Source organism: uncultured Cetobacterium sp., from assembly GCF_947072685.1.
GTDB lineage: Bacteria > Fusobacteriota > Fusobacteriia > Fusobacteriales > Fusobacteriaceae > Cetobacterium_A.
This window is the reverse complement of record NZ_CAMTIK010000028.1, coordinates 1-24,819: the sequence shown is the minus strand read 5'-3', so window position 1 is coordinate 24,819 and position 24,819 is coordinate 1. Positions and strand designations below refer to the sequence as shown.

General features: G+C 33.7%; 22 protein-coding genes, 1 tRNA gene and 1 other annotated feature. All 23 genes read right to left on the bottom strand.

Going from position 1 to position 24,819, the window contains the following annotated elements; genetic code table 11:
* Positions 1–47: 47 nt before the first annotated feature.
* The gene (locus tag Q0V67_RS09165; protein WP_297598922.1) at positions 48–1,184 is read right to left on the bottom strand and encodes a D-alanyl-D-alanine carboxypeptidase family protein; all 1,137 of its coding nucleotides are present in this window, start codon (positions 1,182–1,184) and stop codon (positions 48–50) included.
* A 70-nt stretch (positions 1,185–1,254) separates the two neighbouring features.
* Positions 1,255–1,629: a Fe-S cluster assembly scaffold protein NifU gene (gene nifU / locus Q0V67_RS09160; protein WP_256690288.1), complete on the bottom strand. Its 375-nt coding sequence runs from the start codon at positions 1,627–1,629 to the stop codon at positions 1,255–1,257.
* 30 nt (positions 1,630–1,659) lie between these two features.
* Positions 1,660–2,826: a cysteine desulfurase family protein gene (locus tag Q0V67_RS09155; protein ID WP_297598918.1), complete on the bottom strand. Its 1,167-nt coding sequence runs from the start codon at positions 2,824–2,826 to the stop codon at positions 1,660–1,662.
* A 99-nt stretch (positions 2,827–2,925) separates the two neighbouring features.
* Positions 2,926–3,561 carry an endonuclease III gene (nth, locus tag Q0V67_RS09150; protein WP_297598916.1) on the bottom strand — a complete coding sequence of 212 codons (636 nt, stop codon included), beginning with the start codon at positions 3,559–3,561 and terminating at the stop codon, positions 2,926–2,928.
* Between the two features lie 14 nt (positions 3,562–3,575).
* Positions 3,576–4,049 carry a GNAT family N-acetyltransferase gene (locus tag Q0V67_RS09145; protein ID WP_297598914.1) on the bottom strand — a complete coding sequence of 158 codons (474 nt, stop codon included), beginning with the start codon at positions 4,047–4,049 and terminating at the stop codon, positions 3,576–3,578.
* Positions 4,049–5,275 carry a tyrosine--tRNA ligase gene (gene tyrS, locus Q0V67_RS09140; RefSeq protein WP_297598912.1) on the bottom strand — a complete coding sequence of 409 codons (1,227 nt, stop codon included), beginning with the start codon at positions 5,273–5,275 and terminating at the stop codon, positions 4,049–4,051. Before tyrS ends, Q0V67_RS09145 begins: the two co-directional genes overlap by 1 nt.
* Positions 5,276–5,399: 124 nt before the next feature.
* Positions 5,400–6,707 (bottom strand): phosphopyruvate hydratase, encoded by a 1,308-nt coding sequence (gene eno, locus Q0V67_RS09135; protein ID WP_297598911.1) that lies wholly within the window; start codon positions 6,705–6,707, stop codon positions 5,400–5,402.
* An 87-nt stretch (positions 6,708–6,794) separates the two neighbouring features.
* Positions 6,795–8,204: a pyruvate kinase PykF gene (pykF, locus tag Q0V67_RS09130; RefSeq protein ID WP_297598910.1), complete on the bottom strand. Its 1,410-nt coding sequence runs from the start codon at positions 8,202–8,204 to the stop codon at positions 6,795–6,797.
* Positions 8,205–8,512: 308 nt separating this feature from the next.
* Positions 8,513–10,483 (bottom strand): sodium-translocating pyrophosphatase, encoded by a 1,971-nt coding sequence (locus Q0V67_RS09125; protein ID WP_297598924.1) that lies wholly within the window; start codon positions 10,481–10,483, stop codon positions 8,513–8,515.
* Between the two features lie 106 nt (positions 10,484–10,589).
* Positions 10,590–11,579: an FAD:protein FMN transferase gene (locus tag Q0V67_RS09120; protein WP_297598909.1), complete on the bottom strand. Its 990-nt coding sequence runs from the start codon at positions 11,577–11,579 to the stop codon at positions 10,590–10,592.
* Positions 11,566–11,790, bottom strand: coding sequence for a DNA-directed RNA polymerase subunit omega (gene rpoZ, locus Q0V67_RS09115; protein WP_297598907.1), 225 nt, complete (start codon positions 11,788–11,790; stop codon positions 11,566–11,568). Before rpoZ ends, Q0V67_RS09120 begins: the two co-directional genes overlap by 14 nt.
* Positions 11,791–11,799: 9 nt before the next feature.
* Positions 11,800–12,354 (bottom strand): guanylate kinase, encoded by a 555-nt coding sequence (gene gmk / locus Q0V67_RS09110; RefSeq protein WP_297598905.1) that lies wholly within the window; start codon positions 12,352–12,354, stop codon positions 11,800–11,802.
* A gap of 12 nt (positions 12,355–12,366) precedes the next feature.
* Positions 12,367–13,242: a YicC/YloC family endoribonuclease gene (locus tag Q0V67_RS09105; protein ID WP_297598903.1), complete on the bottom strand. Its 876-nt coding sequence runs from the start codon at positions 13,240–13,242 to the stop codon at positions 12,367–12,369.
* A 56-nt stretch (positions 13,243–13,298) separates the two neighbouring features.
* Positions 13,299–17,243 carry a DNA-directed RNA polymerase subunit beta' gene (rpoC, locus tag Q0V67_RS09100; protein WP_297598901.1) on the bottom strand — a complete coding sequence of 1,315 codons (3,945 nt, stop codon included), beginning with the start codon at positions 17,241–17,243 and terminating at the stop codon, positions 13,299–13,301.
* 67 nt (positions 17,244–17,310) lie between these two features.
* Positions 17,311–20,808, bottom strand: a complete 3,498-nt coding sequence (rpoB, locus tag Q0V67_RS09095; protein WP_297598899.1) for a DNA-directed RNA polymerase subunit beta — start codon at positions 20,806–20,808, stop codon at positions 17,311–17,313.
* Between the two features lie 208 nt (positions 20,809–21,016).
* The gene (gene rplL, locus Q0V67_RS09090; protein ID WP_297598897.1) at positions 21,017–21,379 is read right to left on the bottom strand and encodes a 50S ribosomal protein L7/L12; all 363 of its coding nucleotides are present in this window, start codon (positions 21,377–21,379) and stop codon (positions 21,017–21,019) included.
* 73 nt (positions 21,380–21,452) lie between these two features.
* Positions 21,453–21,977 carry a 50S ribosomal protein L10 gene (gene rplJ / locus Q0V67_RS09085; RefSeq protein WP_297598895.1) on the bottom strand — a complete coding sequence of 175 codons (525 nt, stop codon included), beginning with the start codon at positions 21,975–21,977 and terminating at the stop codon, positions 21,453–21,455.
* 18 nt (positions 21,978–21,995) lie between these two features.
* Positions 21,996–22,139, bottom strand: a sequence feature (ribosomal protein L10 leader region).
* A 78-nt stretch (positions 22,140–22,217) separates the two neighbouring features.
* The gene (gene rplA, locus Q0V67_RS09080) at positions 22,218–22,922 is read right to left on the bottom strand and encodes a 50S ribosomal protein L1 (RefSeq protein ID WP_297598893.1); all 705 of its coding nucleotides are present in this window, start codon (positions 22,920–22,922) and stop codon (positions 22,218–22,220) included.
* Between the two features lie 80 nt (positions 22,923–23,002).
* Positions 23,003–23,428 carry a 50S ribosomal protein L11 gene (gene rplK / locus Q0V67_RS09075; RefSeq protein ID WP_297598891.1) on the bottom strand — a complete coding sequence of 142 codons (426 nt, stop codon included), beginning with the start codon at positions 23,426–23,428 and terminating at the stop codon, positions 23,003–23,005.
* A 63-nt stretch (positions 23,429–23,491) separates the two neighbouring features.
* Positions 23,492–24,091, bottom strand: coding sequence for a transcription termination/antitermination protein NusG (gene nusG, locus Q0V67_RS09070; RefSeq protein ID WP_297598889.1), 600 nt, complete (start codon positions 24,089–24,091; stop codon positions 23,492–23,494).
* A 1-nt stretch (position 24,092) separates the two neighbouring features.
* Positions 24,093–24,275, bottom strand: a complete 183-nt coding sequence (gene secE, locus Q0V67_RS09065; protein ID WP_185875387.1) for a preprotein translocase subunit SecE — start codon at positions 24,273–24,275, stop codon at positions 24,093–24,095.
* A gap of 36 nt (positions 24,276–24,311) precedes the next feature.
* A tRNA-Trp gene (locus Q0V67_RS09060) sits at positions 24,312–24,387 on the bottom strand.
* Positions 24,388–24,455: 68 nt separating this feature from the next.
* On the bottom strand, positions 24,456–24,608 hold the full coding sequence (gene rpmG / locus Q0V67_RS09055) for a 50S ribosomal protein L33 (protein WP_023051526.1): 153 nt from the start codon (positions 24,606–24,608) through the stop codon (positions 24,456–24,458).
* Positions 24,609–24,819 lie beyond the last annotated feature (211 nt).

Sequence of the window (24,819 nt, the reverse complement as noted above, 5' to 3'; positions counted from 1 at the left end):
AATAGTACCATAATTTTTAAACTCCGTCAACAACTTTTTTTATTTTTTTAAAAAACATCCATAACTTTGTCCATAAATCTCTTTTTTAATATATCTCTAGTCACTATTAAATCATCTTTAAAAACTACTTCTCCGTTAACTAAAACCTTATAAGTACCTATTACAGTCCCTTTGTTTAATGGAGCTATCAGAACTTTTTCTCTTTCAGTTACGATTGAAATATCTGCATCTTTTTTTACTATATAAGAAAATGATTTGCTTCCATACACATTTATATTTTTTGCATAACCTCCAGATAATGGTATTGTCAAAATAGGAATATCTTTTTTTATAATATCTTTATTTTTATAATTTTCATGAAATTTAGCATTCAATTCTAAAATTTTATTATCTCTTATTTTCGGAGATTTTCCTCCCATTACAACTGTAACTATGTTCGCATCATCTTTATTGCTTAAAATTGTTATATTGAATCTTGATTTTGTATGATAACCCGTCTTCAATCCATAAATACCTTCCTGACCAAGAAGATGGATTGTACTTCTTATTTTAACAGTTCCATTCTTTATCTCAGCTGTTTTCTCTCTAGCAATTGCTATATACTCAGGATATTTTAACGCTTCTATCGAAAGCTTATATATAGCATCCGCTGTCCCCATATCCAATTTTTTCTTTGTAATATGATCTGGTAATCCTGCAGGAGTGTAAAATTCCAATTCATTTTCTAAATTTAATTTTCTAGCTTTTTCATTCATCATTTCCACAAAAGTTGGAATGCTCCCTTTCCCTGCGTGTTTAGCTAATGCATATGCCGCATTATTTGCAGATTTTATTGCTGCTGCTTTTAAAAGATCTAAAACCAACACTTTTTCTCCACTTTCTAAAGGTATCGAGCTTCCACCAACACTAACTATTTCCCAGTCTATTGGCACTTGATCATATAAACTTATATTTCCTTTTCTTATCTCATCCAAAGTTACAAGAATTGTCATAACTTTTGTTACAGAAGCTAGAGGATATTTATGCATTGAGTTTTCTTCATAAAAAATATTTCCTTTTGTATCTCCTAAAATATAAGCTCTATAATCTGGAATATTATCCACTTGTACTTTTGAAGATTTTACTCCCTTAGCAAAAGACAATACCGTTATTAAAAACATCAAAATTGCAATTGTTTTTTTCATATCTTCTCTCCTTCATAAATGTGATAAAATAAAAACAGAAGCTATAACTATAGCTTCTGTATATTATACATTATTTTTGTTTTTTAGCCAAGTAATCTTCGATAGCTTCTTTTAATGCTTCCTCTGCTAAAACTGAGCAATGCATTTTTGTTGCTGGTAATCCACCTAAAGCTTCTGCAACTACCTTATTTGTTATATCTAAAGCTTCATGTATGTTCTTTCCTAAAACCATCTCAGTTGAAACTGATGAGGTTGCTATAGCTGAAGCACATCCAAAAGTTCTAAACTTTACATCTGTTATTATATCATTCTCTATTTTTAAAAATATCTCCATGATGTCTCCGCAAGAAGGATTTCCAACTTTTCCATAACCATCTGGATTTTCCATTGTACCAACATTTCTAGGATTCATAAAATGATCCATTACTTTTTCTGAATATTGCATAATTTTCTCCTTAATTTTCCATTGAATTTTTTATTTTTTATATTCGTTCCATAAAGGGGATAAAATTCTTAATTTTTCGATCACTTTAACTACTTGCTCTATCGTATAATCAATCTCTTCTTTAGTATTGTATTTTCCAAGACTAAATCTAATCGTTCCATGAGCAAATTCAGGTTCAATTCCCATAGCTAAAAGTACATGAGAAGCTTGAAGTTCATCTGATGAACATGCCGATCCAGAACTTACAGCCACTCCTAAATAACTTAGAGATAGTAGTATTGACTCTCCTTCTAAGTATTTAAAAGTAATGCTTGATGTTCCTGGCAATCTCTGAACAGATTTTGCATTTACTACTACTTCCGGAACTCTTTTTAAAATTTCATCTTCAAAATAATCTCTTAAAACTTGTTCCCTAGTTATCTCCTCTTGTATATTTTCACAAGCGAGTTCCAAGGCTTTTGCCATTCCTACTACAGCCGGTGTATTTGTAGTTCCAGGTCTAAGTTTTCTCTCCTGTCCACCACCCGCTATTGTTCTAGCAACTCTTACGCCTTGTCTTATATATAGTCCCGCAATTCCTTTTGGACCATGAAATTTATGTCCAGAAAAAGTTAGTAAATCCGCTCCTAATTCTTTAGGATAAACTGGTATTTTCCCAACTGTTTGAACTGCGTCCACATGAAGTAATATTCTATTTTTTTTAGCTATTTCTGCTATCTCTTTTATTGGTTCTACTGTTCCAACTTCATTGTTTGCATGCATGATTGAGATAAGTATTGTGTCTGGTCTAATTGAAGCTTCCAAAGCTTTTACATCCACCACTCCATTTTTATCTACTGGTACAAATGTAACCTCATACCCATCTTGCTCTAAATCTTTATATGTATTTTTTATAGCTGGATGCTCTATTGTTGATGTGATTATATGATTTCCTCTATTTTTATAAGCTTTTGCCACTCCTCTTACAGCGATATTATCTGACTCTGTTCCTGAAGATGTAAAGATAATCTCTTCTGGCTTAACTTTTAATAAATTTGCAATTTTTTCTCTAGATTCCGAAACAGCTAAACCCGTCTCTTTTCCAAATAAATGCATACTAAATGCATTCCCATATTCCTCAGTTAAAAAAGGTATCATAGCTTCTAAAACTTTTGAATCCATTTTTGTTGTAGCATTGTTATCCAGATAAACTCTCATAGTTATCGTCTCCTTAAGTTATCACTATTTATTACAATAAGATAATAACATTCTTTAGCTTGGATGTCAACAATTAAAAAAGTTTTTTTCTATTGTTTTTCAAAGCTTTTCACCATGCTTACAGTAAGGTTTTATCTCACACTGTAAACATTTCGGTCTTCTTGCTATACACTTATCTCTTCCTTGTAAAATTAAAAAATGAGAAAAATCAATCCAATACTCTTTCGGAACTATTTTCATAAGCTCCTTTTCTATTTTTAATACATTGTCATCTTTTACGAATCCTATTAAATTCGATAATCTTCTGACATGAGTATCTACGGTTATACCTTCCGCCAATCCCCAAATCTCTCCTCTTACCACATTAGCTGTTTTCCTTCCAACTCCAGCTAACGCCACCAGACTATCCATCTCTGACGGAATCTTTCCGTCATATTTTTCTAAAAGTTGTTGACTACAAAGTTTTATATTTTTAGCTTTATTTCTATAAAATCCTGTGCTTTTTATATGTTCTTCTATCTCTTCAATAGGTGCAGTTGCAAATTGTTCGGGAGTGTTTATAACCTTAAACATCTTTTCTGTAACTATATTCACTCTTATATCAGTACATTGAGCTGAAAGTATTACTGCCACTAAAAGTTCAAAAGGAGTGCTGTATTTTAAAGCACATTCAGGATGTCCAAATTTTTTCTTTAACTCTTCAATAACTTTTTTAGCTCTTTCTTTTTTTGTCAATTTTACCTCCAAACTTAATTTAAAGTTTTCATGTATAAAAGATGTTCTATTCCCCTATAGTCAATCTGACCCATAAATTGAAATCCTGATTTTCTAAAACAAATTATAGAGCGTTCATTTTCTTCTAAAATGTAAGCTACTATATATTTCAAAGTGGGCTGTTTAAATTTTAATTCCTCAATACTTGCATTGACTATCGTACTTGAGTACCCTCGCCCTCTTATTCCTTCAGCTAAATAAAGCGAAATTTCAGCCCCTTCAAAGTCCTCTTCAAGTTCAAATTTTACAATTCCCAAAAAAGCCCCTTGTAGATCTTCGACAGTAAACATTGCATAACTAGGTGAATTTATCAGAAAACTATACCATCTTTCGTGGCTTTTTTTCTGTTCCTCCTCATGATTTTTACAATATTTTTCTACATAATTTAAATTTAAATGCATATAAATATTTCCAATGTCATCTGCCGTTGTTTGTCTTATTACTATCACTATTTTATAACAACTCTATTAAATTTTTTCTTTCCTTGTTTTATCATCATAGCCCCATCTATGAATAAATCCTCTGTTATAAGCATTGCAAAATCAGCTATTTTAGCGTCATTTACAGATAATCCATTCTGTTGTACAAGTCTTCTACCCTCACTCTTAGTTTTTAAAAGTTCTAGCTCTACCATCATATCTACTAATCCCATTCCTAAAACAGCATTAGTTACCTCTGATGTCGGAACATTTGACATATCTACGCCACCATTGCCAAATAGAGTTTCAGATGCTTGCTTAGCTTTTTCCGCTTCTTCTTCACCATGAACTATTTTAGTTACCTCATATGCTAAAGTTTTCTTGGCTTCGTTTATTTCTGCCCCTTCTAAAGCTGATAATCTTCTAACCTCATCCATTGGAAGATATGTTAGTAATGCTAATGGCTGAGCTACATCCGCATCTGGAAGATTTCTCCAATATTGATAAAACTCATATGGTGATGTTTTTTCTGGATCTAACCATAGGGCACCTTTTGCTGTTTTTCCCATTTTTTTACCTTCACTGTTTGTAAGTAAAGTACAAGTCATAGCATATGATGGTTTTCTATCCTTTTTTCTGATTAAATCTACTCCAGCTATCATATTCGACCACTGGTCATCTCCACCCAACTGCATAGTACATCCAAATTTTCTATTTAAAACTAAGAAATCATACCCTTGCATCAGCATGTAGTTGAACTCTAAAAACGATAGTCCTCCCTCTTCCATTCTTGACTTAAAGCATTCTGCTGCCAACATTCTGTTAACTGAAAATTGTGATCCTATATCTCTTATAAAATCTATATAGTTTAAATTCCTTAACCAATCTGCATTATTTACTAGAAGTGCTTTATCATCAGAAAAATCTATAAATTTTTCCATCTGCTTTTTTATAGAAGCCACATTATGAGCTATAATTTCATCTGTCATCATCTGTCTCATATCTGTTCTTCCACTTGGATCTCCTATCTGAGCTGTTCCTCCACCAATTAAAGCTATTGGTCTGTGACCATGTTTTTGCATATGAGACATAAACATCATAGCTATAAAGTGTCCTACATGTAAACTATCCGCTGTTGGGTCAAACCCTATATAAAAAGTTACTTGCTCCTTTGCTAATAACTCTTTCATCTCATCTTCATGAGTCATTTGTTTTACGTATCCACGGTCTTTTAAAACTTCAAAAACATTTGACATATATCTTTCCTCCAAATAATTAATTTTTAATTGTATTGTAGCATAAACCCCTTTATTTTAAAAGATTTTATAAAAAAAAGAGGGACCTTTCGGTCCCCCTATATAAGAATTATTTAAGGTCTAATTACTTTGTAGTATTATAGAATACATTTATTCCATTGTATTGAGCAACTGATCCTAATTCCTCTTCAATTCTTAATAGTTGGTTGTATTTAGCCATTCTATCTGTTCTTGAAGTTGATCCAGTTTTAATTTGTCCTGCATTTGTTGCAACAGCGATATCAGCTATTGTAGCATCCTCAGTTTCTCCAGATCTATGAGAAATTACAGCAGTCATATTAGCTCTCTTAGCCATTTCAATTGCATCTAAAGTCTCAGTTAAAGTACCAATTTGGTTCAATTTAATTAAGATTGAATTTGCAGATTTAGTTTCAATTCCTCTTGCTAATCTCTCTGTGTTAGTTACGAATAAGTCGTCTCCAACGATTTGGATTTTCTTTCCAACTTTTTCAGTTAACATTTGGAATCCAGCCCAGTCATTTTCTCCTAATCCATCTTCAATAGATTTGATTGGATACTTTTCACAAAGTCCAGCATACCATTCGATCATTTCTGCAGTAGTTCTTACTACTCCACCCTCTCTTTTGAAGTGGTACTCAAATGATCCATCCTCTTTTTCTACACAGAACTCAGTTGCAGCTGCATCTAAAGCGTATGTGATATCAGTTCCTAGCTCATATCCAGCAGCTTTTACAGCTTGAGATATAATGTCTAATGCTCCTTCTGTTCCGTTGATTTTAGCTGGTGCATATCCACCCTCATTTCCAACGTTTGTTGAATCTCCATTTGCTTTTAAAATTTTTCCTAAGTGATGGAAAATTTCGCTTCCCATTCTCATAGCTTCAGAGAAAGTTTTAGCTCCAACTGGTTGAACCATAAACTCTTGAACATCTACTGCAGAATCAGCATGGCTTCCTCCGTTAAGAATGTTCATCATAGGTACTGGTAACTCTTTTGCGTTAACTCCACCTAAATATTTATATAAAGGTAATCCTAATGCTGCTGCTGCTGCTTTAGCTACTGCTAAAGATACACCCAATATAGCATTTGCACCTAATCTATCTTTGTTTGGAGTTCCATCTAATTCAATCATAGCCTTATCAATAGCCACTTGATTTGTAGAGTCCATTCCTAAAACTAACTCTCTTAACTCTCCATTTACATATCCTACAGCTTTTAAAACACCGTTTCCTAAGTATCTAGATTTATCTCCATCTCTTAACTCTACAGCTTCGTATGCCCCAGTTGATGCTCCAGATGGAACAGCAGCTCTTCCCATAGCTCCACATTCTAATATTACATCAACCTCTACAGTTGGGTTTCCTCTTGAATCAAGAATTTCTCTTCCTTTAACTTCAACTATTCTAGTCATTTTCCTTAAATCCTCCTTAGAATTTTTTTTAATTTGTATACCTTAAATCAGTTTACTTTTTTTATGTATATGTTTTAAAAAAATTTATTATTTTACTTTTATAACCTTCATAGAGTTACTTGTTCCAGCTTTAAATACCTCTTCTCCACAAGATGCCACTATAACATCTCCAGAGTTAGCAAGTCCTAACTCTAAAGCTTTAGCTTCTGCCAATGCATAGAACTCCTCTAGTGTTTTAGCTGTTAAATCTAAACATGGAATAACTCCTCTTGTTAAGATCATCTGGTTATATGTTTTTTCATTATTTGTTATTGCTAATATAAATGCCTCTGGGAAGTATCTTCTTAAAGCTGCTGCAGATTTTCCTGACGCTGTTCCAGCAACTATTAATTTAGCTGATAAAGATTCAGCAACATCAACAGTTCCTTTAGCCATAGCTTCAGTTATTGTAGCTCCCTCTTCATTTTCTATTTCAAAAGCTACTAATGGATCTGTTTTTTCAGCTATTTTTCTCATAACTGTTACAGCTTCGATTGGATATTTACCTTTAGCTGTTTCTCCAGATAACATTATTGCATCAGTTCCATCAAGAATTGCATTTGTTACATCTGTAGCTTCCGCTCTTGTTGGTCTTGGATTTTTTATCATTGAATCTAACATTTGAGTAGCTGTTATAACTACTTTTCCTATTAAATTACATTTCTCTACCATCATCTTCTGTGCAAAAGGAACCTCTTCAACAGGAATTTCAACTCCTAAATCTCCTCTAGCTACCATTATACCATCAGACAATTCTAAGATTTCATCAAAATTATCTAATCCTTCTTGATTTTCTATTTTCGAAATTATTTTTATTTTTTCTCCACCATTAGAGTCTAAAACTTCTCTAACAGCTTTTACATCATCAGCTTTTCTAATGAAAGATGCCGCTACAAAATCAACATTTTGCTCGCAACCGAATTTTAAATCTCCAATATCTTTAGCTGATAAAGCTGGTAATTGAACAGAAACATTTGGTAAATTAACACCTTTGTTCTCTCCTAAATCTCCATTATTTTTAACGATACATCTAACTTCGTTTCCAACAACCTCTTCAACTTCCATCTCTATTAATCCATCGTCTATTAAAACTATGTTTCCTGCTTTTAAGTCATCTGTTAATCCTTTGTATGTAACAGCAACTTTTGTAACATCTCCGATAACTGTATCATCAGTTGTTATTGTAAACTTTTGTCCTGCAACTAAAGCTACATCTTTTCCATCAATTAATTTAATAGTTCTAATCTCTGGTCCTTTAGTGTCTAAAAGAACTGCTGCGTTGATACCTGTTTCAGCTATTGCCTTTTTTAAATTCACTATTCTTTGACCGTGCTCTTCATGGCTTCCGTGTGAGAAGTTCATTCTCATAACGTTCATTCCCGCTTTTAATAACTCCGATAAAATTTCTACCGATTCTGTTTTTGGCCCTATTGTACATACAATTTTTGTTTTTTTCATAGTTCCCTCCTATAATGAGTTTTTTTATCTATATTATTTTTAATGTTTTTTAACAATATTTTTGTTTGTTCATTTTGTACTCAAATTCTATCTAATATACTAGTTAAAGTCAAGAAACTTAAATGTCTATTTTTTACCTTTTTATGACTCTATTATTTCCAAATTTTTCTTGCTTCAATTTTTTTTCCTTTTTTTTGAATATTTTTTTCTATTTTTTACCTTTTATATTGTTCTAGTTTTATATTCTTTTTCCTTTTTTAAGCTCTCTAAAAGTAAAAAACCCTAGAAAAAAATCTAGGGTTAAAATTTTAAACAAATAAAGGTACCAACACAAGTGATACAATACTCATTAATTTTATTAATATATTTAGTGATGGTCCTGATGTATCTTTAAATGGATCTCCAACTGTATCTCCTACAACTGCTGCCTTATGTCTTTCAGATCCTTTTCCATCCCCTTTATAACCTGCTTCAATCTGTTTTTTAGCGTTATCCCAAGCACCACCAGCATTAGCCATCATGATAGCCATTAAGATTCCTGTCACTAAAGAACCTGCCAATAAACCTCCTAGTGCATATGGCGACCACAATCCAACAACCACAGGAGCTAATATTGCTAAAACACCTGGTAACATCATCTCTCTCAATGATGAATGAGTAGATATTTCAACACATCTTTTATAATCCGGTTTTGTTGTTTTATCCATAATTCCTGGGATCTCTCTAAACTGTCTTCTCACCTCTTCTACCATTTCCATAGCAGCTTTTCCCACTGCAGTCATTGTAAGAGCTGAAAATAAGAATGTCAACATTCCACCTATGAATATTCCAACTATAACTTCTGGATTGATTATATCTAAAACAAAAGACTCTTGAGTTCTCACTTGAATTGCTTCTTTATATGCTGCAAATAAAGATAATGCTGTTAAAGCTGCTGAGCCTATTGCGAATCCTTTTCCTACTGCTGCTGTAGAGTTCCCTACCGCATCTAATTTATCTGTACACTCTCTCACTTCATGAGGTAGTTCAGCCATTTCAGCTATTCCACCTGCATTGTCTGCTACTGGACCATAAGCGTCAACTGCTACTACCATTCCAGTTGTTGAAAGCATCCCTACTGCCGCTATAGATATTCCATACAATCCTGCAAAATTATAAGCTAAAATTATTGCCAAAGATATTATTAACATTGGAGCTACTGTTGATTCCATTCCCACAGCGAGTCCCTCTATTAAAGTTGTTGCTGGACCAGTTTTAGCTGCATCTGCAATTCTATTGACAGCTTTTTTCCCTGTATCTGTATAAAGTCCTGTAAAATAAGCGATTACAAGTCCTGCTAAAAGCCCTGATACAATTGCCCAAAATACGCCCATTGGTAAGTTTAAATATTTAATAACACCGAATGCAGCTATCAATGACAATCCTCCTGCAATTCTAGTTCCATTCTCCAGCTTGTGATACACTTCATCTGGATTACTTGTTTTCACTGTCAACGTAGCTAAAATTGAAGCTATGATACCAAATGAAGATATCATAATTGGTGCTAAAAGATATTCTTTTCCACCCATAGCCATTCCTATTGCCAATGTAGCTATAATTGATCCTACATAAGACTCAAATAGGTCTGCTCCCATTCCAGCTACATCTCCCACATTATCTCCCACATTATCCGCTATTGTAGCTGGATTTCTAGGATCATCTTCTGGAATTCCCGCTTCAACTTTTCCCACCAAATCTGCTCCAACATCGGCAGCCTTAGTGTATATTCCACCACCTACTCTAGCAAATAAAGCAATTGATGATGCTCCCATTCCAAAACCTGTTATGATACTTACATCCCAATCAAAAATCAAAATTAGAATTGTAAGTCCTAACATTCCTAAACCTACAACTGAAAGACCCATTACAGCTCCTCCCGCAAAAGCTACATCCAGAGCACTTGCAAGTCCTCCCTCTTTAGCTGCTATTGAAGTTCTTCCATTTGCTTTTGTTGCTATTCTCATACCGATGTTTCCTGCCAAAGCTGATGTTAATGCTCCTGTTACGAATGTTAATGCTATCATTGGATCTAAGAATATACCCAATAAAATTGCTACTGCTGCAACAAACCAAATTAAAATTTTATATTCCGCCGAAAGAAAAGCCATTGCTCCTTCTCTGATTGCATCTGTTATTTCAGCTACTCTCGGAATATTAATCTCATAACTTTGAACTTTCTTGGAGTAGAAAGATGCTGCCAATAGTGCTACAATACCACCGAAAATTCCTAAATAGATCATTTGTTCCACTTTTAAAACCTCCTAGTATGCTTAGTATCTTTAAAGTATACGAGAAAGTCCAATATATTTCAAGTAAAAACAAAGTTCTTTTTTTCTTTAAAACATCCTATTTTTTCTGGAATTTTATATCTTTTGAAAGGTAAATTTTATCATTTTCATCAACCAGAAGAACATCTAAATCTGGTGTTGTATTGGCAATTTCTAAAACTTTTTCTAGTGGCATTAAAAAAAATACCGTAGAATATAGATCAGCCTGTAATCCATTTTTGTTCACAATAACCACCATTTTTTTATCTTTTACTGGATATTTAGTTTCTTTATCCAATATATGGTGATATTTTTTCCCATCAATCTCCACATAAGTTTGGTAATCACCAGATACACCCATACTTTGATTTCTTAATTCTACAACACCCAATATTTCTGAGGAGTTATTGGGATTTTGAATTCCTATTTTCCAAGGAGACCCATCCCCTTTACCACCAATTGCTTCTATACTAGATATAGCTGTTACAAACCCATTTTCTACGCCCGACATTTTCAAAACCTCTTTAGCTCTTTCAACAGCATACCCTTTTAAAAATGATCCGGTATCGATTGTTATTCCCGATTCTTTTATTCTCACTATATTTCCATCAAGCTCTACTTTTGAAAAATCTACTTTTTTTAAAGCTGAATTTAACTCATCATCTGTTGGAAGTGTTGTTCTTGCCTCTACATCTTCAGAAAAACCCCACAAATTCATCAATGGAGTCATTGTCACATCATATTTAGTATCTGAAAGCTCATATGCTTTTTTTACCTCTTTTAAAAGCATAATTCCCTCATCATCAAAATTAGCTATTTTATTTTTATTGAGCTCATCCATCAAGCTCCCTTTTACTTTACTGTTATATTTTTTATCGATTCTTCCAATTTCATCAAAAGCTTTAGCTATTATTTTTTTAGCCTCTGTTTTATCATCTGAATAAACAGATATTTTAAAATATGTTCCGAATGCAAATCTCTCCTCATCCACTCTCTCTATTTTCTTTTTACATCCCATAAGAAACAAAAAAAGTAAAAAGAGTAGAAATATATTTCTACTCTTGATCATTTATGTCGTCCTCTTTCTCTTCACCAAATGTAATTTTACCATCTAATATTTCTCTGAAAGTTTTCATTACAATTGTATCTTTTTTAGCAACTTTAGTGAGTACTGGAGCTCCTTTTCCTATATCTCTAGCTCTCTTTCCAGCTGTAATAGTCAATGTATATTTATTAGGTATTTTCTCTAATAGTTCATCATAAGTAATAACCTTTTTCATAGTTTCCTCCTAATTTTTTGAGTTTATAATTTTTACTAACTCTTCACATGATTTTTCTACAGTGTAGTTAATAATTGTGATATCATAATCCTTTTCGTACCCTAACTCATTTATAGAATTTTTAAGTCTAAGCTGAATAGTATCTTCACTATCTGTTTTTCTTCCTCTTAGTCTTCTCTCTAAATCCTCCATAGTAGGAGTTTTGAAGAATATTAAGTGTGCTTCGGGATAAACAGCCTTTACTTGAAGTCCTCCTTGAACATCTATCTCAAGAATTACATTTTCACCAGCCATAAGTCTGCTTTCAACTTCAGATTTTAAAGTTCCGTAGTAGTTAGTGTGAACAGTTGCGTATTCTAGAAACTCACTTTTCTCTATTTTCTCTTTAAACTCATCTATAGTCAAGAAATAATAATCTCTTCCATGCATCTCTCCCTCTCTTGGAGTACGAGTAGTTGCAGATGTAGCTAAGTTTATTCCTAACTGCTTTCTAACTATTCTACATATTGTTGATTTTCCAGCACCACTTGGTCCAGAAACAATAAATAGTTCACCCTTTTTCATTGTTATTCTCCTTTATTCTATATTTAGAGCTTGTTCTCTAATTTTTTCAATTTCATTTTTACACTCTACTATCAATTTAGAGATATCATATAGATTGCATTTAACTCCAGATGTATTTAACTCTCTAAATATTTCTTGGAGAATAAAATCAATTTTTTTTCCCATTCCAGAATTTTCTGAATCTAGTTCTATTTTAAGCTGACAAAGATGACTTTCTAGTCTTGAAACTTCTTCTGAGATATCTGATCTATCAGTAAACAGAAGAATCTCTCTTAAAACTGCCTCTTCATTAAATTCAATTTCACTAATTTTTGAAAGTCTTTCAAGTAGCTTTTCTTTGTAATTAATAACTATCTGTTCTTTCAAAGCTTTTATCTGAGCAACATTTTTTTCTATCACTGAAATACACTCTAAGAAATATTTTTTCATTCTTGAACCTTCAGATTCTTTCATTTTTATAAATGAATCCAAAAGTAAATGTATATTTTCAACTACAAAATTTTCATACTCTTTTTCATCTATCTCTAAATCATTTCTTTTAATGACATTTAAATTCTTAACCAGTAAATCTAGTTTGTTACTAAAATTTTCGTTATAATCTTTTTCCATAGCCTCCAATATTTTCATATAAGAGCTACTTAAATTTTTATCATATTCAAAAAGGTTATCCGCCTCTCTTTTATCCTGAAAATCTATTTTTAAATCAATACTTCCTCTTGTTACTCTAGAAGCAACCTCTGTTCTTATTTTATTCTCCAAAAAATTTAGCATATGAGGTGATTTTACTTTTAAATTTAAGTTTTTATTGTTGACACTTTTAATCTCTAAAGATATAGCATATTTTTCTGTTTCTACATATTCTTTTGAATACCCTGTCATACTTCTCATAACATCAACCTCTCATAAATAAAATGCTAAAATAGGCGACAAAGTCGCCTATTTTATTAGTCCTCTATCTCAACTGGAACTATGTTCTTATAAGCCTTATATCCAGTACCTGCTGGAATTTTCTTACCTATAATTACGTTTTCTTTAAGTCCCTCTAAGAAGTCTTCTTTACCTTCTATTGCTGCATTTGAAAGTACTTTTGTTGTTTCTTGGAACGATGCTGCCGATATGAAACTTCCTGTATTTACAGCCGCTTTTGTAATACCTTGAATAACTGGCTCATATTTAAGCTCAACTTTTCCTTCAGATCTTAGTCTAGCGTTTTCCATTTCAACAACTCTCTTCTCTACAACTTCATCCTCTAGGAATAAAGATGCTCCCGAATCAACTATTCTTACTTTCTTAAACATCTGCTTAACGATAATCTCAATATGCTTATCATTTACAGTAACTCCTTGGTCTCTATATACCTGTTGAACAGACTCTAGTATAAACTGCTCTGCTGCAACTAATCCTTTGATGTTTAGAACGTCAAACGGTGATATAGCTCCATCTGTTATCTTATCTCCTGCTTTTATTAGCATTCCATCAGTAACAACTAAGTGCTCTCCTACTGGTGCTAGATATTCTTTAAAGTTTTCAGAATCAGAAATAGATCTTATGATTATTACTCTCATACCTTTTTTCTTTCTTCCTGTCACTTCAACTTTTCCATCTATCTCAGATAAGATTGCTTTACCTTTAGGGTTTCTAGCCTCAAATAGCTCTTGGATTCTTGGAAGACCTCCAGTGATATCTTTCGTACCTTCTCCCTCTTTAATCATCTTAGCGATGATTTGTCCAGTTCTTACAGATTCTCCCTCTCTTACCATTAAATAAGCTCCGAATGGAATTGAATAACTTTCTATTGCATTTCCTTCTTCATCAAATATAACTACTCTTGGGTTTGAATCTCCAGATTCAACTGTTTTTATTGCCATGTATTCAGTAACGTTGTACTTTTCATCATAGTTTTCTTTAACATATAATTCTCTGTACTCAATTCTTCCATCTTGGTTAGCGATAATTGGTATATGGTATGGATCAAATGTTGCTAAGATATCTCCCACTTTTACCTCTTGTCCCTCTACTACTTTTAAAATAGATCCTGATGAAATCTCATAGTCGTAATTTCCAATAAGGATCTTAGCTGACTGAGAAACAACTATCTTCTCTTGAGTTTCTTGATTTTCAAGAATTTTTATATCTTTAAATACTACTTTACCATTATTTTCAGCTTTATTACTTGTTGCTGAAGCTATCGCTGTCGCAACTCCTCCCGTATGGAAAGTTCTCATTGTAAGCTGTGTTCCTGGTTCTCCGATTGATTGAGCTGCTATAACTCCAACCGCTTCTCCAAGTAAGATCTCTTTGTGGTTTGCAAGGTCCATTCCGTAACACTTTTGACAAACTCCTTTTTCAAGGTCACATGTAAGAGGAGATCTAATTTTGATTTTCTTTATTTCTAATTCAGTGATTCTAGCAATTTGAGCTTTTGTAAACATATCATTTCTCTTAGTGATAATTTCACCTTCAAAAACGATATCCTCTGCTGCAACTCTTCCTACTAATCTTTCTGATAATTTTTCAATAACTTGTCCATCTGATACTAGTTCTGCTACTTCAATTCCTTCATGAGTTCCACAATCCTCAGAGTTAACAATAACCTCGTGAGAAATATCAACTAGTCTTCTTGTTAAGTATCCTGAATCGGCAGTTCTTAGAGCCGTATCTGCTAGTCCTTTTCTTGCTCCATGTGAAGACATGAAGAACTCAAGTACTGTTAGACCCTCTCTAAAGTTTGCTTTGATAGGTACCTCGATGATTCTACCTTGTGTATCGGCCATATTTCCTCTCATTGCCGCAAGTTGTCTCATCTGTGCAATCGATCCTCTGGCTCCAGAGTTCGCCATCATGTAAACTGGGTTGAATTGATCTAGTCCACTCATCATTGCATCTGTTACTTTTGCTGTTGTTTCTGACCAAAGAGCAACAGTTTTTCTGTATCTCTCTTCGTTTATGATCTTACCTGATTTGTAATCAGCTTCGATTTCAGAAACTTTTTTATCAGCTTCTTCTAATATTGACTTTTTAGATTCTGGAATCTCTAAGTCTTCTATTCCTACAGATACTCCTGCAAATGTTGCATAGTGGTATCCGAAGTTTTTAATTTCATTTATAAGTTCTGCCGTTTTAGTAAACCCATGCATCTCATATAATTTTCCAATAAGTTTCTTAAGTTGAGACTTACCGAAAGTTACATCATATTGCTTGTTTTCTTCTGGTAAAATGTCGTTAAACATAATTCTTCCAGCAGTAGTTTTTACCATTTCTCCATTTATTCTAGCATTTACAACCGCATGTGTATCAATGATTCCATTGTCATATGCTGTTATTACTTGCTCTTTATTAGAGAATGATTTTCCTTCTCCTCTAGCACCAGCTCTATCTTTAGTCATGTAGAAACATCCCATAACCATATCCTGAGATGGTACTGCTATAGGTTCTCCATTTGAAGGAGAAATGATGTTGTTTGGAGCTAACATCAATAATTTAGCTTCCATTATAGCTTCTGGTGATAACATCAAGTGAACTGCCATTTGGTCTCCATCGAAATCCGCATTGAATGCAGAACATACTAATGGATGAAGTCTTATTGCCTTTCCTTCAATTAGAACTGGCTCAAAGGCTTGAATTGACAATCTATGTAGAGTTGGAGCTCTATTCAGTAGTACTGGGTGATCTTGAATTACATCCTCGATTACATCCCATACTTTGTCATCTGCATCTTCAACTAGTTTTTTAGCTGTCTTGATATTTGTAGCTAACTCTCTTTTTACTAACTCTCTCATTATGAAAGGTTTATAAAGTTCAAGTGCCATTTTTTTAGGAATTCCACATTGATGCATCTTTAATGATGGTCCAACAACAATTACCGATCTTGCAGAATAATCTACTCTTTTTCCAAGTAGGTTTTGTCTGAATCTTCCTTGTTTTCCTTTTAACATATCAGATAGAGATTTAAGCTCTCTGTTATTTTGAGCAACAACTGGCTTTCCTCTTCTTCCATTATCGATTAGAGCATCTACTGCTTCTTGAAGCATTCTCTTCTCATTTTTAACAACTATTTCTGGAGCTTTTATTTCTAAAAGTCTTTTCAATCTGTTGTTTCTATTGATAACTCTTCTATATAGATCATTTAAGTCAGAAGTAGCAAATCTTCCTCCATCTAATTGAACCATAGGTCTTAAATCAGCTGGTATAACAGGAACATTCTTTAAAATCATCCATTGCGGTAAGTTTCCTGACGCAATCAAATCTCTAGTTATCTTTAGTCTTTTTACTAATTTTTTTCTTTTTTGAGCTGAGTTTACATCCTCTAACTCTTTTTCTAATTCTAATCTAAGAGTTTCTAAATCTATCATTTCTAATAGTTTAAGAATCGCTTCCGCACCCATCTTAGCTTCGAATTGTCTTCCGTACATTTGCTTATAAAGCTTACATTCTTTTTCTGTTATGATTTTACCAGCTTTTAAAGTTGGTTCCTCACTTGCAGTTATTATGTATCTAGCAAAATATAGTACTGATTCCAGTTCTTTAGGAGAAATCCCTAAAATAAGAGCCATCTTATTTGGAGTACCTTTCGAGTACCAAATATGAGCTACTGGGGCAGCTAAATCGATGTGCCCCATTCTTTCTCTTCTTACTTTAGACTTAGTTACTTCAACTCCACATTTCTCACAAACTAGTCCTTTATATCTCATTCTCTTATATTTTCCACAAGAACATTCCCAATCTTTCGATGGTCCAAATATTCTCTCACAAAACAGTCCATCCATCTCTGGATTTAATGTTCTGTAATTTATAGTTTCCGGTTTCGTAACTTCTCCGTACGACCACTCTTCTATCTTCTCTGGAGAAGCTAGTTTAATTCTAATCTTCTCAAAACTTTTAATTCCCATATTAAATACAAAGCCTCCTTAAATGAGATAAAGCTTTCATCTATCATCATATTCAATTTTACTTAAATTAGTTTATTTGGTCAGATAAAGAAAACTCAACTATTGTTTCATCTTTTCCTAACTCTTCGTTAACGTTGATCAAATCATTGTTTGAATCAAATAATTCTACATCTAATGCAAGAGCTTGGAACTCTTTTAATAGAACTTTAAATGATTCAGGTAGGTCTGCTTCTGGCATTTCCTCACCTTTTACGATTGCCTCGTAAGTTTTAGTTCTTCCTGTAACGTCATCTGATTTAACAGTTAACATCTCTTGAAGGATATTTGAAGCTCCATAAGCCTCTAGTGCCCAAACTTCCATCTCTCCAAGTCTTTGTCCACCAAACTGAGCTTTTCCTCCCAGCGGTTGCTGTGTTACTAGTGAATAAGGACCGATTGCTCTTGCGTGCATCTTATCCTCAACAAGATGGTGAAGTTTTAACATATACATTCTACCAACTGTTACTGGATTATCAAACTTATCTCCAGTTCTTCCATCGAATAGTGTAACTTTACCTTTTCTTGGATATCCAGCTTTCTCTAAGTAATCTTTAACTTGCTCTTCTGTAGCTCCATCAAATACTGGAGTTGATAAGTATGTTCCACCATCTAATTTACCCATAGCCATTCCTAAGTGAACCTCAAGTACCTGTCCAATGTTCATACGTGAAGGAACTCCAAGTGGGTTAATTACAACATCTAAATGTGTACCATCTGCTAAGAATGGCATATCCTCTGCTGGTAATACTCTAGAAACAACACCTTTATTACCGTGTCTTCCTGACATTTTATCTCCAACAGTGATTTTTCTTTTCTCTGCAATGAATACTCTTATTGATCTGTTTACTCCTGCCTTTAATTCGTCTCCATTTTCTCTTGATAACTCAAGAACTTCAACTACAGTTCCTTTTGAACCATGTGGCATTTTCAATGATGTATCTCTTACGTCTCTAGCCTTTTCTCCAAAGATTGCTCTCAGTAGTTTTTCCTCTGCAGGTGGCTCAGACTCTCCTTTAGGTGCAGTTTTTCCAACAAGTATATGTCCTGGTCCAACTTCAGATCCAACCACAATGATACCTCTTGAATCTAAGTTCTTTAATGCTTCCTCAGATACATTTGGAATCTCTCTAGTTATCTCTTCGTCACCCAATTTAGTGTTTCTAGCTTCGATTTCATATTCCTCTATATGAATAGATGTAAATACGTCATCTTTTCTCAATCTGTCAGATATTAGAATCGCATCCTCGTAGTTATACCCTTCCCAAGGCATAAATGCCATAAGAATATTTCTTCCTAATGCTAAGTCTCCACCTTTTGTAGCTGGACCATCTGCGATTACTTGTCCTAACTCTACTTCTTGACCTAAGTCAACCAATGGAGTTTGGTGTAAACACATTGCTTGGTTTGATCTTTCAAAGTTCAGAAGTCTATGTTTATGTGACTTTCCTTCTTCATCTTCTACTACAATCACTTTAGCATCTAAATATACTACTTTTCCTGTTGCTTTTGCTGATATAACAGCTCCTGAATCTACAGCTACTTTTCTTTCTAATCCTGTTCCGATGAAAGGTGCTTCTGTTCTAAGTAATGGTACAGCCTGTCTTTGCATGTTTGATCCCATCAGTGCTCTGTTGGCGTCATCGTGCTCTAAGAAAGGAATTAATCCTGCTGAAACTGATACAACCTGTTTTGGTGATACATCTAGATAGTGTACCTTCTCTCCAGAAATGTTTACAATTTCATGTCCATATCTACAAACAACATCTCCTAAAAGTTCTCCATTATCTCCAAGCTTTGTATCCGCTTGGGCTATGAATAAACCTTCCTCTTCATCCGCTGCTAAATAATGTATATCATCAAACTTAGCAACTCCATTCTCTACTTTTACATATGGTGTTTCAATAAATCCGTATGAATTTACTTTTGCATATATTGCAAGAGATCCGATAAGACCGATATTTGGTCCCTCTGGAGTCTCGATTGGACAAATTCTTCCATAGTGAGAATCATGTACGTCTCTAACTTCGAATCCGGCTCTTTCTCTTGAAAGTCCTCCAGGTCCTAGTGCTGATATTCTTCTCTTGTGAGTCAATTCAGCAAGTGGATTAGATTGGTCCATAAATTGAGATAGTTGTCCTGATCCAAAGAAGTCTAATACTAATGCGTTTAGAGGTCTAGTGTTTAATAATGATTGTGGAGTTAATGTTTCAATATCTTGTATTGTCATTTTCTCTTTTACCATTTTACCCATCTTAGATAGTCCTGCTTTAATTTGCATTAATAACAGCTCTCCAACTCCTCTAACTCTTCTGTTAGATAAGTTATCTATATCATCAGTATGCCCTTTTCCATTGTTTAAAGAGATTACATACTTTATTGTTGCAATTACATCCTCTTTTGTTAATAAGATTTCATCCTCAGGTAGGTTAAGCTTTAATCTTTTGTTCATCTTATATCTACCAACAGGTTCTAAATCATATCTTTGAGGATTAAAGAACATCTGCTTGATTAAAGATCTAGCTGAATCAATTGTTACTAAATCTCCAGGTCTTAATTTCTTAAATACCTCTGTTACAGCTTCCTCTTTTGTATCTCCAGTATCGTTTGTTATAGTATTTGCAAATACCTTATCTTCTGGTTTTACTTCCCAAATTAAGATATTTTCAATTTTAGAATCAATTAAATCAAATATTACAGCTTCAGTTATAGCTTGTCTTGTTTCAAACAAAACTTCACCAGTTTCTTCGTCATAAATATCTTCTTTAATAAAACTTCCTTCAATCTTCGTTTTTAGAACACTTACTAACTCTTCTTTGTTAGTGTATCTAGTGTAATAATCCGTTAGGTTAACCTCTTTTTCAGATAAAAACTCATCCATAATCTCTTCATTGGTGTCAAAGAAATCTACTGCTTTTAAGAAAACAGTTGCTAAAACTTTTTTCTTTCTGTCGATTTTAACACTTAAAAAATCATTTTTATCAGTTTCAAACTCTAACCAAGTTCCTTTATACGGAATTATTTTTCCAGAGAACAAGTCTTTTCCTGTTTGAATATTAACCTCTTTATTGAATGATACTCCTGGAGATCTATGTAGCTGTGATACTACTACTCTTTCAGCACCATTAATTATAAATGTTCCTCTTTCTGTCATTAAAGGAACTTCTCCAAAATAAACAAGTGTTTCTTGGATTTCATTTCCACTCTTCTTATTAGTAAGTCTTAGTCTTACTTTTAAAGAAGCAGAATAAGTTTTCCCTCTTTTTTTACACTCTAGCTCATCATTCAATGGAGCTTCTGCTTCATGTAGCTCATAAGAAACATATTCTAACTTTATATCTCCATTTGAAGATTCAACAGGGAATATTTCTCTAAAAGCCGACTCTAACCCCTTATCTTTTCTGTTAAGTGGAGTCTCCTTAGCTTGTAGAAAATCTTCATAGGAATCCAGTTGGAACTCTAAGAAATGAGGCATAGTCCCTCTCTCTTCGATTCTTCCAAAATTCAATCTTTCAACGAGTTTCCCCATCAATTCACACTCCTTACTATTTCATATAGTGATCAATACCTAATCTTTGGAAAATAAAAGCAGTTTTTATTTTCAAAAGATTAAGTATTAACTTCCTTGATTATAGATTCTTAATAATTTTCATTAAAATGAGTAAAAAGGCACCCATTTAGAGTGCCTATTTTTTTCATTTCAGTATAACAAGTTGTAAAACAACCATATTTAGCTATTACTTAACTTCGATTGAAGCTCCAGCTTCAGTTAACTTAGTTTTTAAAGCTTCAGCTTCTTCTTTAGATGCTGATTCTTTAATTACTCCACCGTTATCTACTAATTCTTTAGCTTCTTTTAATCCTAAACCAGTGATTGCTCTAACCTCTTTGATTACAGCTATTTTGTTTGGTCCTGCAGCAGTTAAAACTACGTCAAACTCAGTTTTTTCCTCTGCAGCTGGTCCAGCCTCTGCAGCTACAGCTACTGGTGCAGCAGCAGTAACACCGAAGTGATCCTCTAAAGTTGTTACTAATTCTCTTAACTCTAATACTGACATAGCTTCTAAATCAGCTATGAATTGCTCTCTATTGAATGCCATTTTATTTCCTCCTTAAATTCTCTTTTTAAATATACTTTTTATTAAATCAATAATTCTCTAAATCAACAGATAATTACTCTGCAGCTGTTTCTTTCTTTTCTGCTATTGCAACAGTTGCGTAAGCTAGTTTTCTAACTGGCCCAAGCATTCCATTTAATACCATAGAAAGAAGTTGCTCTCTTGATGGTAACTTAGCAAGCGATACTACTTCAGCAGTTTCTACTCTCTTACCAGTTAATACTCCACCTTTTATTGTAAAAACAGTTTTCTTAGCTTTTGCATTTGCTTTTGCTTGTGCTGCTTCAACTTCGTAAACTACCTTTGCTGGAGTTACTGGATCAGCATATCCGAATGCAAATGCAGTAGTTCCCTCTAGTAAATCATCGAATTTATCAGCGATACCAGCTTCAGCTAGTGCTATCTTGAACAATCTGTTCTTAGCAACTAAGTACTCAGCTCCGTTCTCTCTCATTTGTTTTCTTAACTCAGTCTCTTGATTTACTCTTAGACCTTGATAATCAACTAAAACGATTGATTGAGCTCTAGATATTTTTTCAACTAATTCAGCTACAAGTTCCTTTTTTAATTGAGTTGCCATTATTGATTCACCTCCTCTTTTACTCTAAAATTACCTCCGCTCCAAGGTAGGAACGGAGGTTCATTGCTCTAACTATGAGGTTAGTGAATACCTTCTTCCAACCTCGGCAGGATATTTAAGGCTTACGCCACCTACGGTCTTTGGTTTGGATCTATATTAAATTATTTATCCAACTTTTTAATCACTGTATTTTTACAGCTTTATAATTATATCATACTTATTAGTATTTTGCAAACGTTATTACGCGTTTTTTGCAACTAATACTGGATCCATTTTTACACCTGGTCCCATAGTTAATGAAACTGCAACAGTTCTTAAGTATTGACCTTTAGATGCTGATGGTTTGATTCTAACGATTTCGTTAATGAATGCTGTGAAGTTCTCTAATAGAGCTTCTTCAGAGAAATCCGCTTTACCGATTGGTGCGTGGATTGATCCTAGCTTGTCTACTCTAAAAGCAAGCTTTCCTTTCTTGAACTCAGATACTGCCGTTGCGATATCTGGTGTAACTGTTCCTGATTTAGGGTTAGGCATTAAACCTTTAGTTCCTAATATTCTTCCCAGTCTTCCTAATTTAGGCATCATGTCAGGTGTTGCGATTACGATATCGAAATCGAACCATCCTTGTTGAATTTTTTCGATGTACTCTTCAGCACCAGCATAATCAGCACCAGCTTCTAAAGCTTTCTCTACGTTAGCTCCTGAAGTGATTGCTAAAACTTTAACTGTTTTTCCAGTTCCGTTTGGAAGTACTACTGTACCTCTAACTTGTTGATCCGCATGTCTTGGATCTACTCCTAATCTTAGAGCGATTTCAACTGTTTCTACGAAGTTAGCAGTTCTTGTCTTTCTAACAAGTTCTATTGCTTCTTTAACCTCATATAATCTTCCTTGCTCAACTAATTTAGCTATTTCTAGGTATTTTTTACCTCTTTTGTTTGCCATTGAAAATTTCCTCCTCCTGTGGTTAAACGGATGTTTTCATCCTACCACTTAATATCACATAAATAAGAATTGACTTCTAATTAGTCTTCTATTTTGATTCCCATTGATCTAGCTGATCCAGCTATGATGTTCATAGCAGCTTCTATTGATCCAGCATTTAAATCTGGCATTTTAGTTTCAGCGATTTCTCTTAATTTAGTTGTTGTTATTGTTCCAGCAACATCCTTTTTTGAGTTTTGTGCTCCTGATTTTACTCCAGCTGCTTTCTTTAATAAGTCAGATGCTGGTGGAGTTTTTAAGATGAATGTGAAAGATCTGTCGTTATAAACAGAGATTTCAACTGGAATGATCCATCCCGCTTTCTCTTGAGTTTTTGCATTGAACGATTTACAGAATTCCATTATGTTAACTCCGTGCTGTCCTAATGCTGGTCCTACTGGTGGAGCAGGGTTTGCTTTTCCAGCTGGTAATTGTAGTTTTATTAATCCGATTACTTCTTTTGCCATTGTTAAATTACACCTCCATAAAATTGTGGTATTGATCTTTCAATCTCCCACTGGCTTAAATAATTAAGCCTTCTCTACATTGTTAAGGTCCACTTCAATCGGAGTCATTCTTCCAAACATCTCCATCATTACCTTAACTTTTCTATGTTCCATATCGATTTCAGCAACCTTACCTTCTTGATTTTCAAATCCTTCAGCAAGTAGTCTTACATAGTCTCCCACTTCGTAGTCAACTTTTATAACTTCTTTGATTGCTTTATCCTCATCATTCATTCTGTATCCTATAACAGAGAAGATATTTTCAACCTCGTCATCTTCCATTGGAATTGGATCTGATCCCACACCAACGAAACCTGTTACACCGTTAGTATTTCTAACAACATACCAAGCATCCGAGTCAACTCTAAAACTTATTCCTTCTCCATTTTCCTCTCTAGTAGCTTCCATTTCTAGCATAACATACCCTGGGAAAAGTTTTCTTGAAACAACTTTTTTCTTTCCTCTTCTCTCTTCGATAGTTTCTTCTTCAGGAACTAATACTTTAGTTACAATATCAGTTAAACCTAAAGTCTCTATCTTCTGTTCTAAATCTGTTTTTACCTTTTTTTCATACCCCGAATAAGTATGAATCATGAACCATTTTTTTACTAAGCTTTTTTCCATTTTATCCTCCAAAGAGAGATACAAGCATCTTTAAAAGTCTTGAAGCAATTATATCGAAAACTCCCAAATATATTCCTAAAAATATACTCATGGCAACAACCCAACTAGTTGCCGATATTATTTCTTTTCTTCTAGGCCATTGGACCTTTGAATACTCTTTTCTTACATCATTTATTAGTCCCATTTTGCACCACCAATATTTTATTTTTTTATAAAAAAATGGCAGGTCAAGAGGGAATCGAACCCCCAACCCTCGGTTTTGGAGACCGATGCTCTGCCAATTGAGCCATTGACCTGCATGTTGTTGCAAACTGAATTGTTTCTGTAATAATAACTAAGAAGCTATAGCTTCTTAGATCAAGAATTACTTTTTAGTTTCTTTATGTAATGTTACTTTTTTGTCCCATTTACAGTATTTATTTAATTCTAATCTTTCAGTAGTGTTCTTTTTATTCTTTGAAGTACTGTAGTTTCTTCTTTTACACTCTGTACACTCTAATTGAATATTTACTCTCACTCTTTACACCTCCACTCATCTAACGGATATCACAAATCCTCCCATACCTTTTTATTTATTGTATGGTAACAAGAGTTTCCTTATTGCTTTCTTTTAAGACATAGATGATAATACCACTTTTTTCTGTTTTTGTCAACAGTTTTTATTTTTCTAAATAAAAAAAGATTGGCAACTTCCTATCCTCCCAGAGGGCTGCCCCCCAAGTACTTTC

Excerpts from the sequence above, each read along its gene's own strand:
- Q0V67_RS09165 (WP_297598922.1), bottom strand. The coding sequence starts at position 1,184 with ATGAAAAAAACAATTGCAATTTTGATGTTTTTAATAACGGTATTGTCT.
- nifU (WP_256690288.1), bottom strand. The coding sequence starts at position 1,629 with ATGCAATATTCAGAAAAAGTAATGGATCATTTTATGAATCCTAGAAAT.
- Q0V67_RS09155 (WP_297598918.1), bottom strand. The coding sequence starts at position 2,826 with ATGAGAGTTTATCTGGATAACAATGCTACAACAAAAATGGATTCAAAA.
- tyrS (WP_297598912.1), bottom strand. The coding sequence starts at position 5,275 with ATGTCAAATGTTTTTGAAGTTTTAAAAGACCGTGGATACGTAAAACAA.
- eno (WP_297598911.1), bottom strand. The coding sequence starts at position 6,707 with ATGACTAGAATAGTTGAAGTTAAAGGAAGAGAAATTCTTGATTCAAGA.
- pykF (WP_297598910.1), bottom strand. The coding sequence starts at position 8,204 with ATGAAAAAAACAAAAATTGTATGTACAATAGGGCCAAAAACAGAATCG.
- Q0V67_RS09125 (WP_297598924.1), bottom strand. The coding sequence starts at position 10,483 with ATGATCTATTTAGGAATTTTCGGTGGTATTGTAGCACTATTGGCAGCA.
- Q0V67_RS09120 (WP_297598909.1), bottom strand. The coding sequence starts at position 11,579 with ATGATCAAGAGTAGAAATATATTTCTACTCTTTTTACTTTTTTTGTTT.
- rpoZ (WP_297598907.1), bottom strand. The coding sequence starts at position 11,790 with ATGAAAAAGGTTATTACTTATGATGAACTATTAGAGAAAATACCTAAT.
- gmk (WP_297598905.1), bottom strand. The coding sequence starts at position 12,354 with ATGAAAAAGGGTGAACTATTTATTGTTTCTGGACCAAGTGGTGCTGGA.
- Q0V67_RS09105 (WP_297598903.1), bottom strand. The coding sequence starts at position 13,242 with ATGAGAAGTATGACAGGGTATTCAAAAGAATATGTAGAAACAGAAAAA.
- rpoC (WP_297598901.1), bottom strand. The coding sequence starts at position 17,243 with ATGGGAATTAAAAGTTTTGAGAAGATTAGAATTAAACTAGCTTCTCCA.
- rpoB (WP_297598899.1), bottom strand. The coding sequence starts at position 20,808 with ATGGGGAAACTCGTTGAAAGATTGAATTTTGGAAGAATCGAAGAGAGA.
- rplL (WP_297598897.1), bottom strand. The coding sequence starts at position 21,379 with ATGGCATTCAATAGAGAGCAATTCATAGCTGATTTAGAAGCTATGTCA.
- rplJ (WP_297598895.1), bottom strand. The coding sequence starts at position 21,977 with ATGGCAACTCAATTAAAAAAGGAACTTGTAGCTGAATTAGTTGAAAAA.
- rplA (WP_297598893.1), bottom strand. The coding sequence starts at position 22,922 with ATGGCAAACAAAAGAGGTAAAAAATACCTAGAAATAGCTAAATTAGTT.
- rplK (WP_297598891.1), bottom strand. The coding sequence starts at position 23,428 with ATGGCAAAAGAAGTAATCGGATTAATAAAACTACAATTACCAGCTGGA.
- nusG (WP_297598889.1), bottom strand. The coding sequence starts at position 24,091 with ATGGAAAAAAGCTTAGTAAAAAAATGGTTCATGATTCATACTTATTCG.
- secE (WP_185875387.1), bottom strand. The coding sequence starts at position 24,275 with ATGGGACTAATAAATGATGTAAGAAAAGAGTATTCAAAGGTCCAATGG.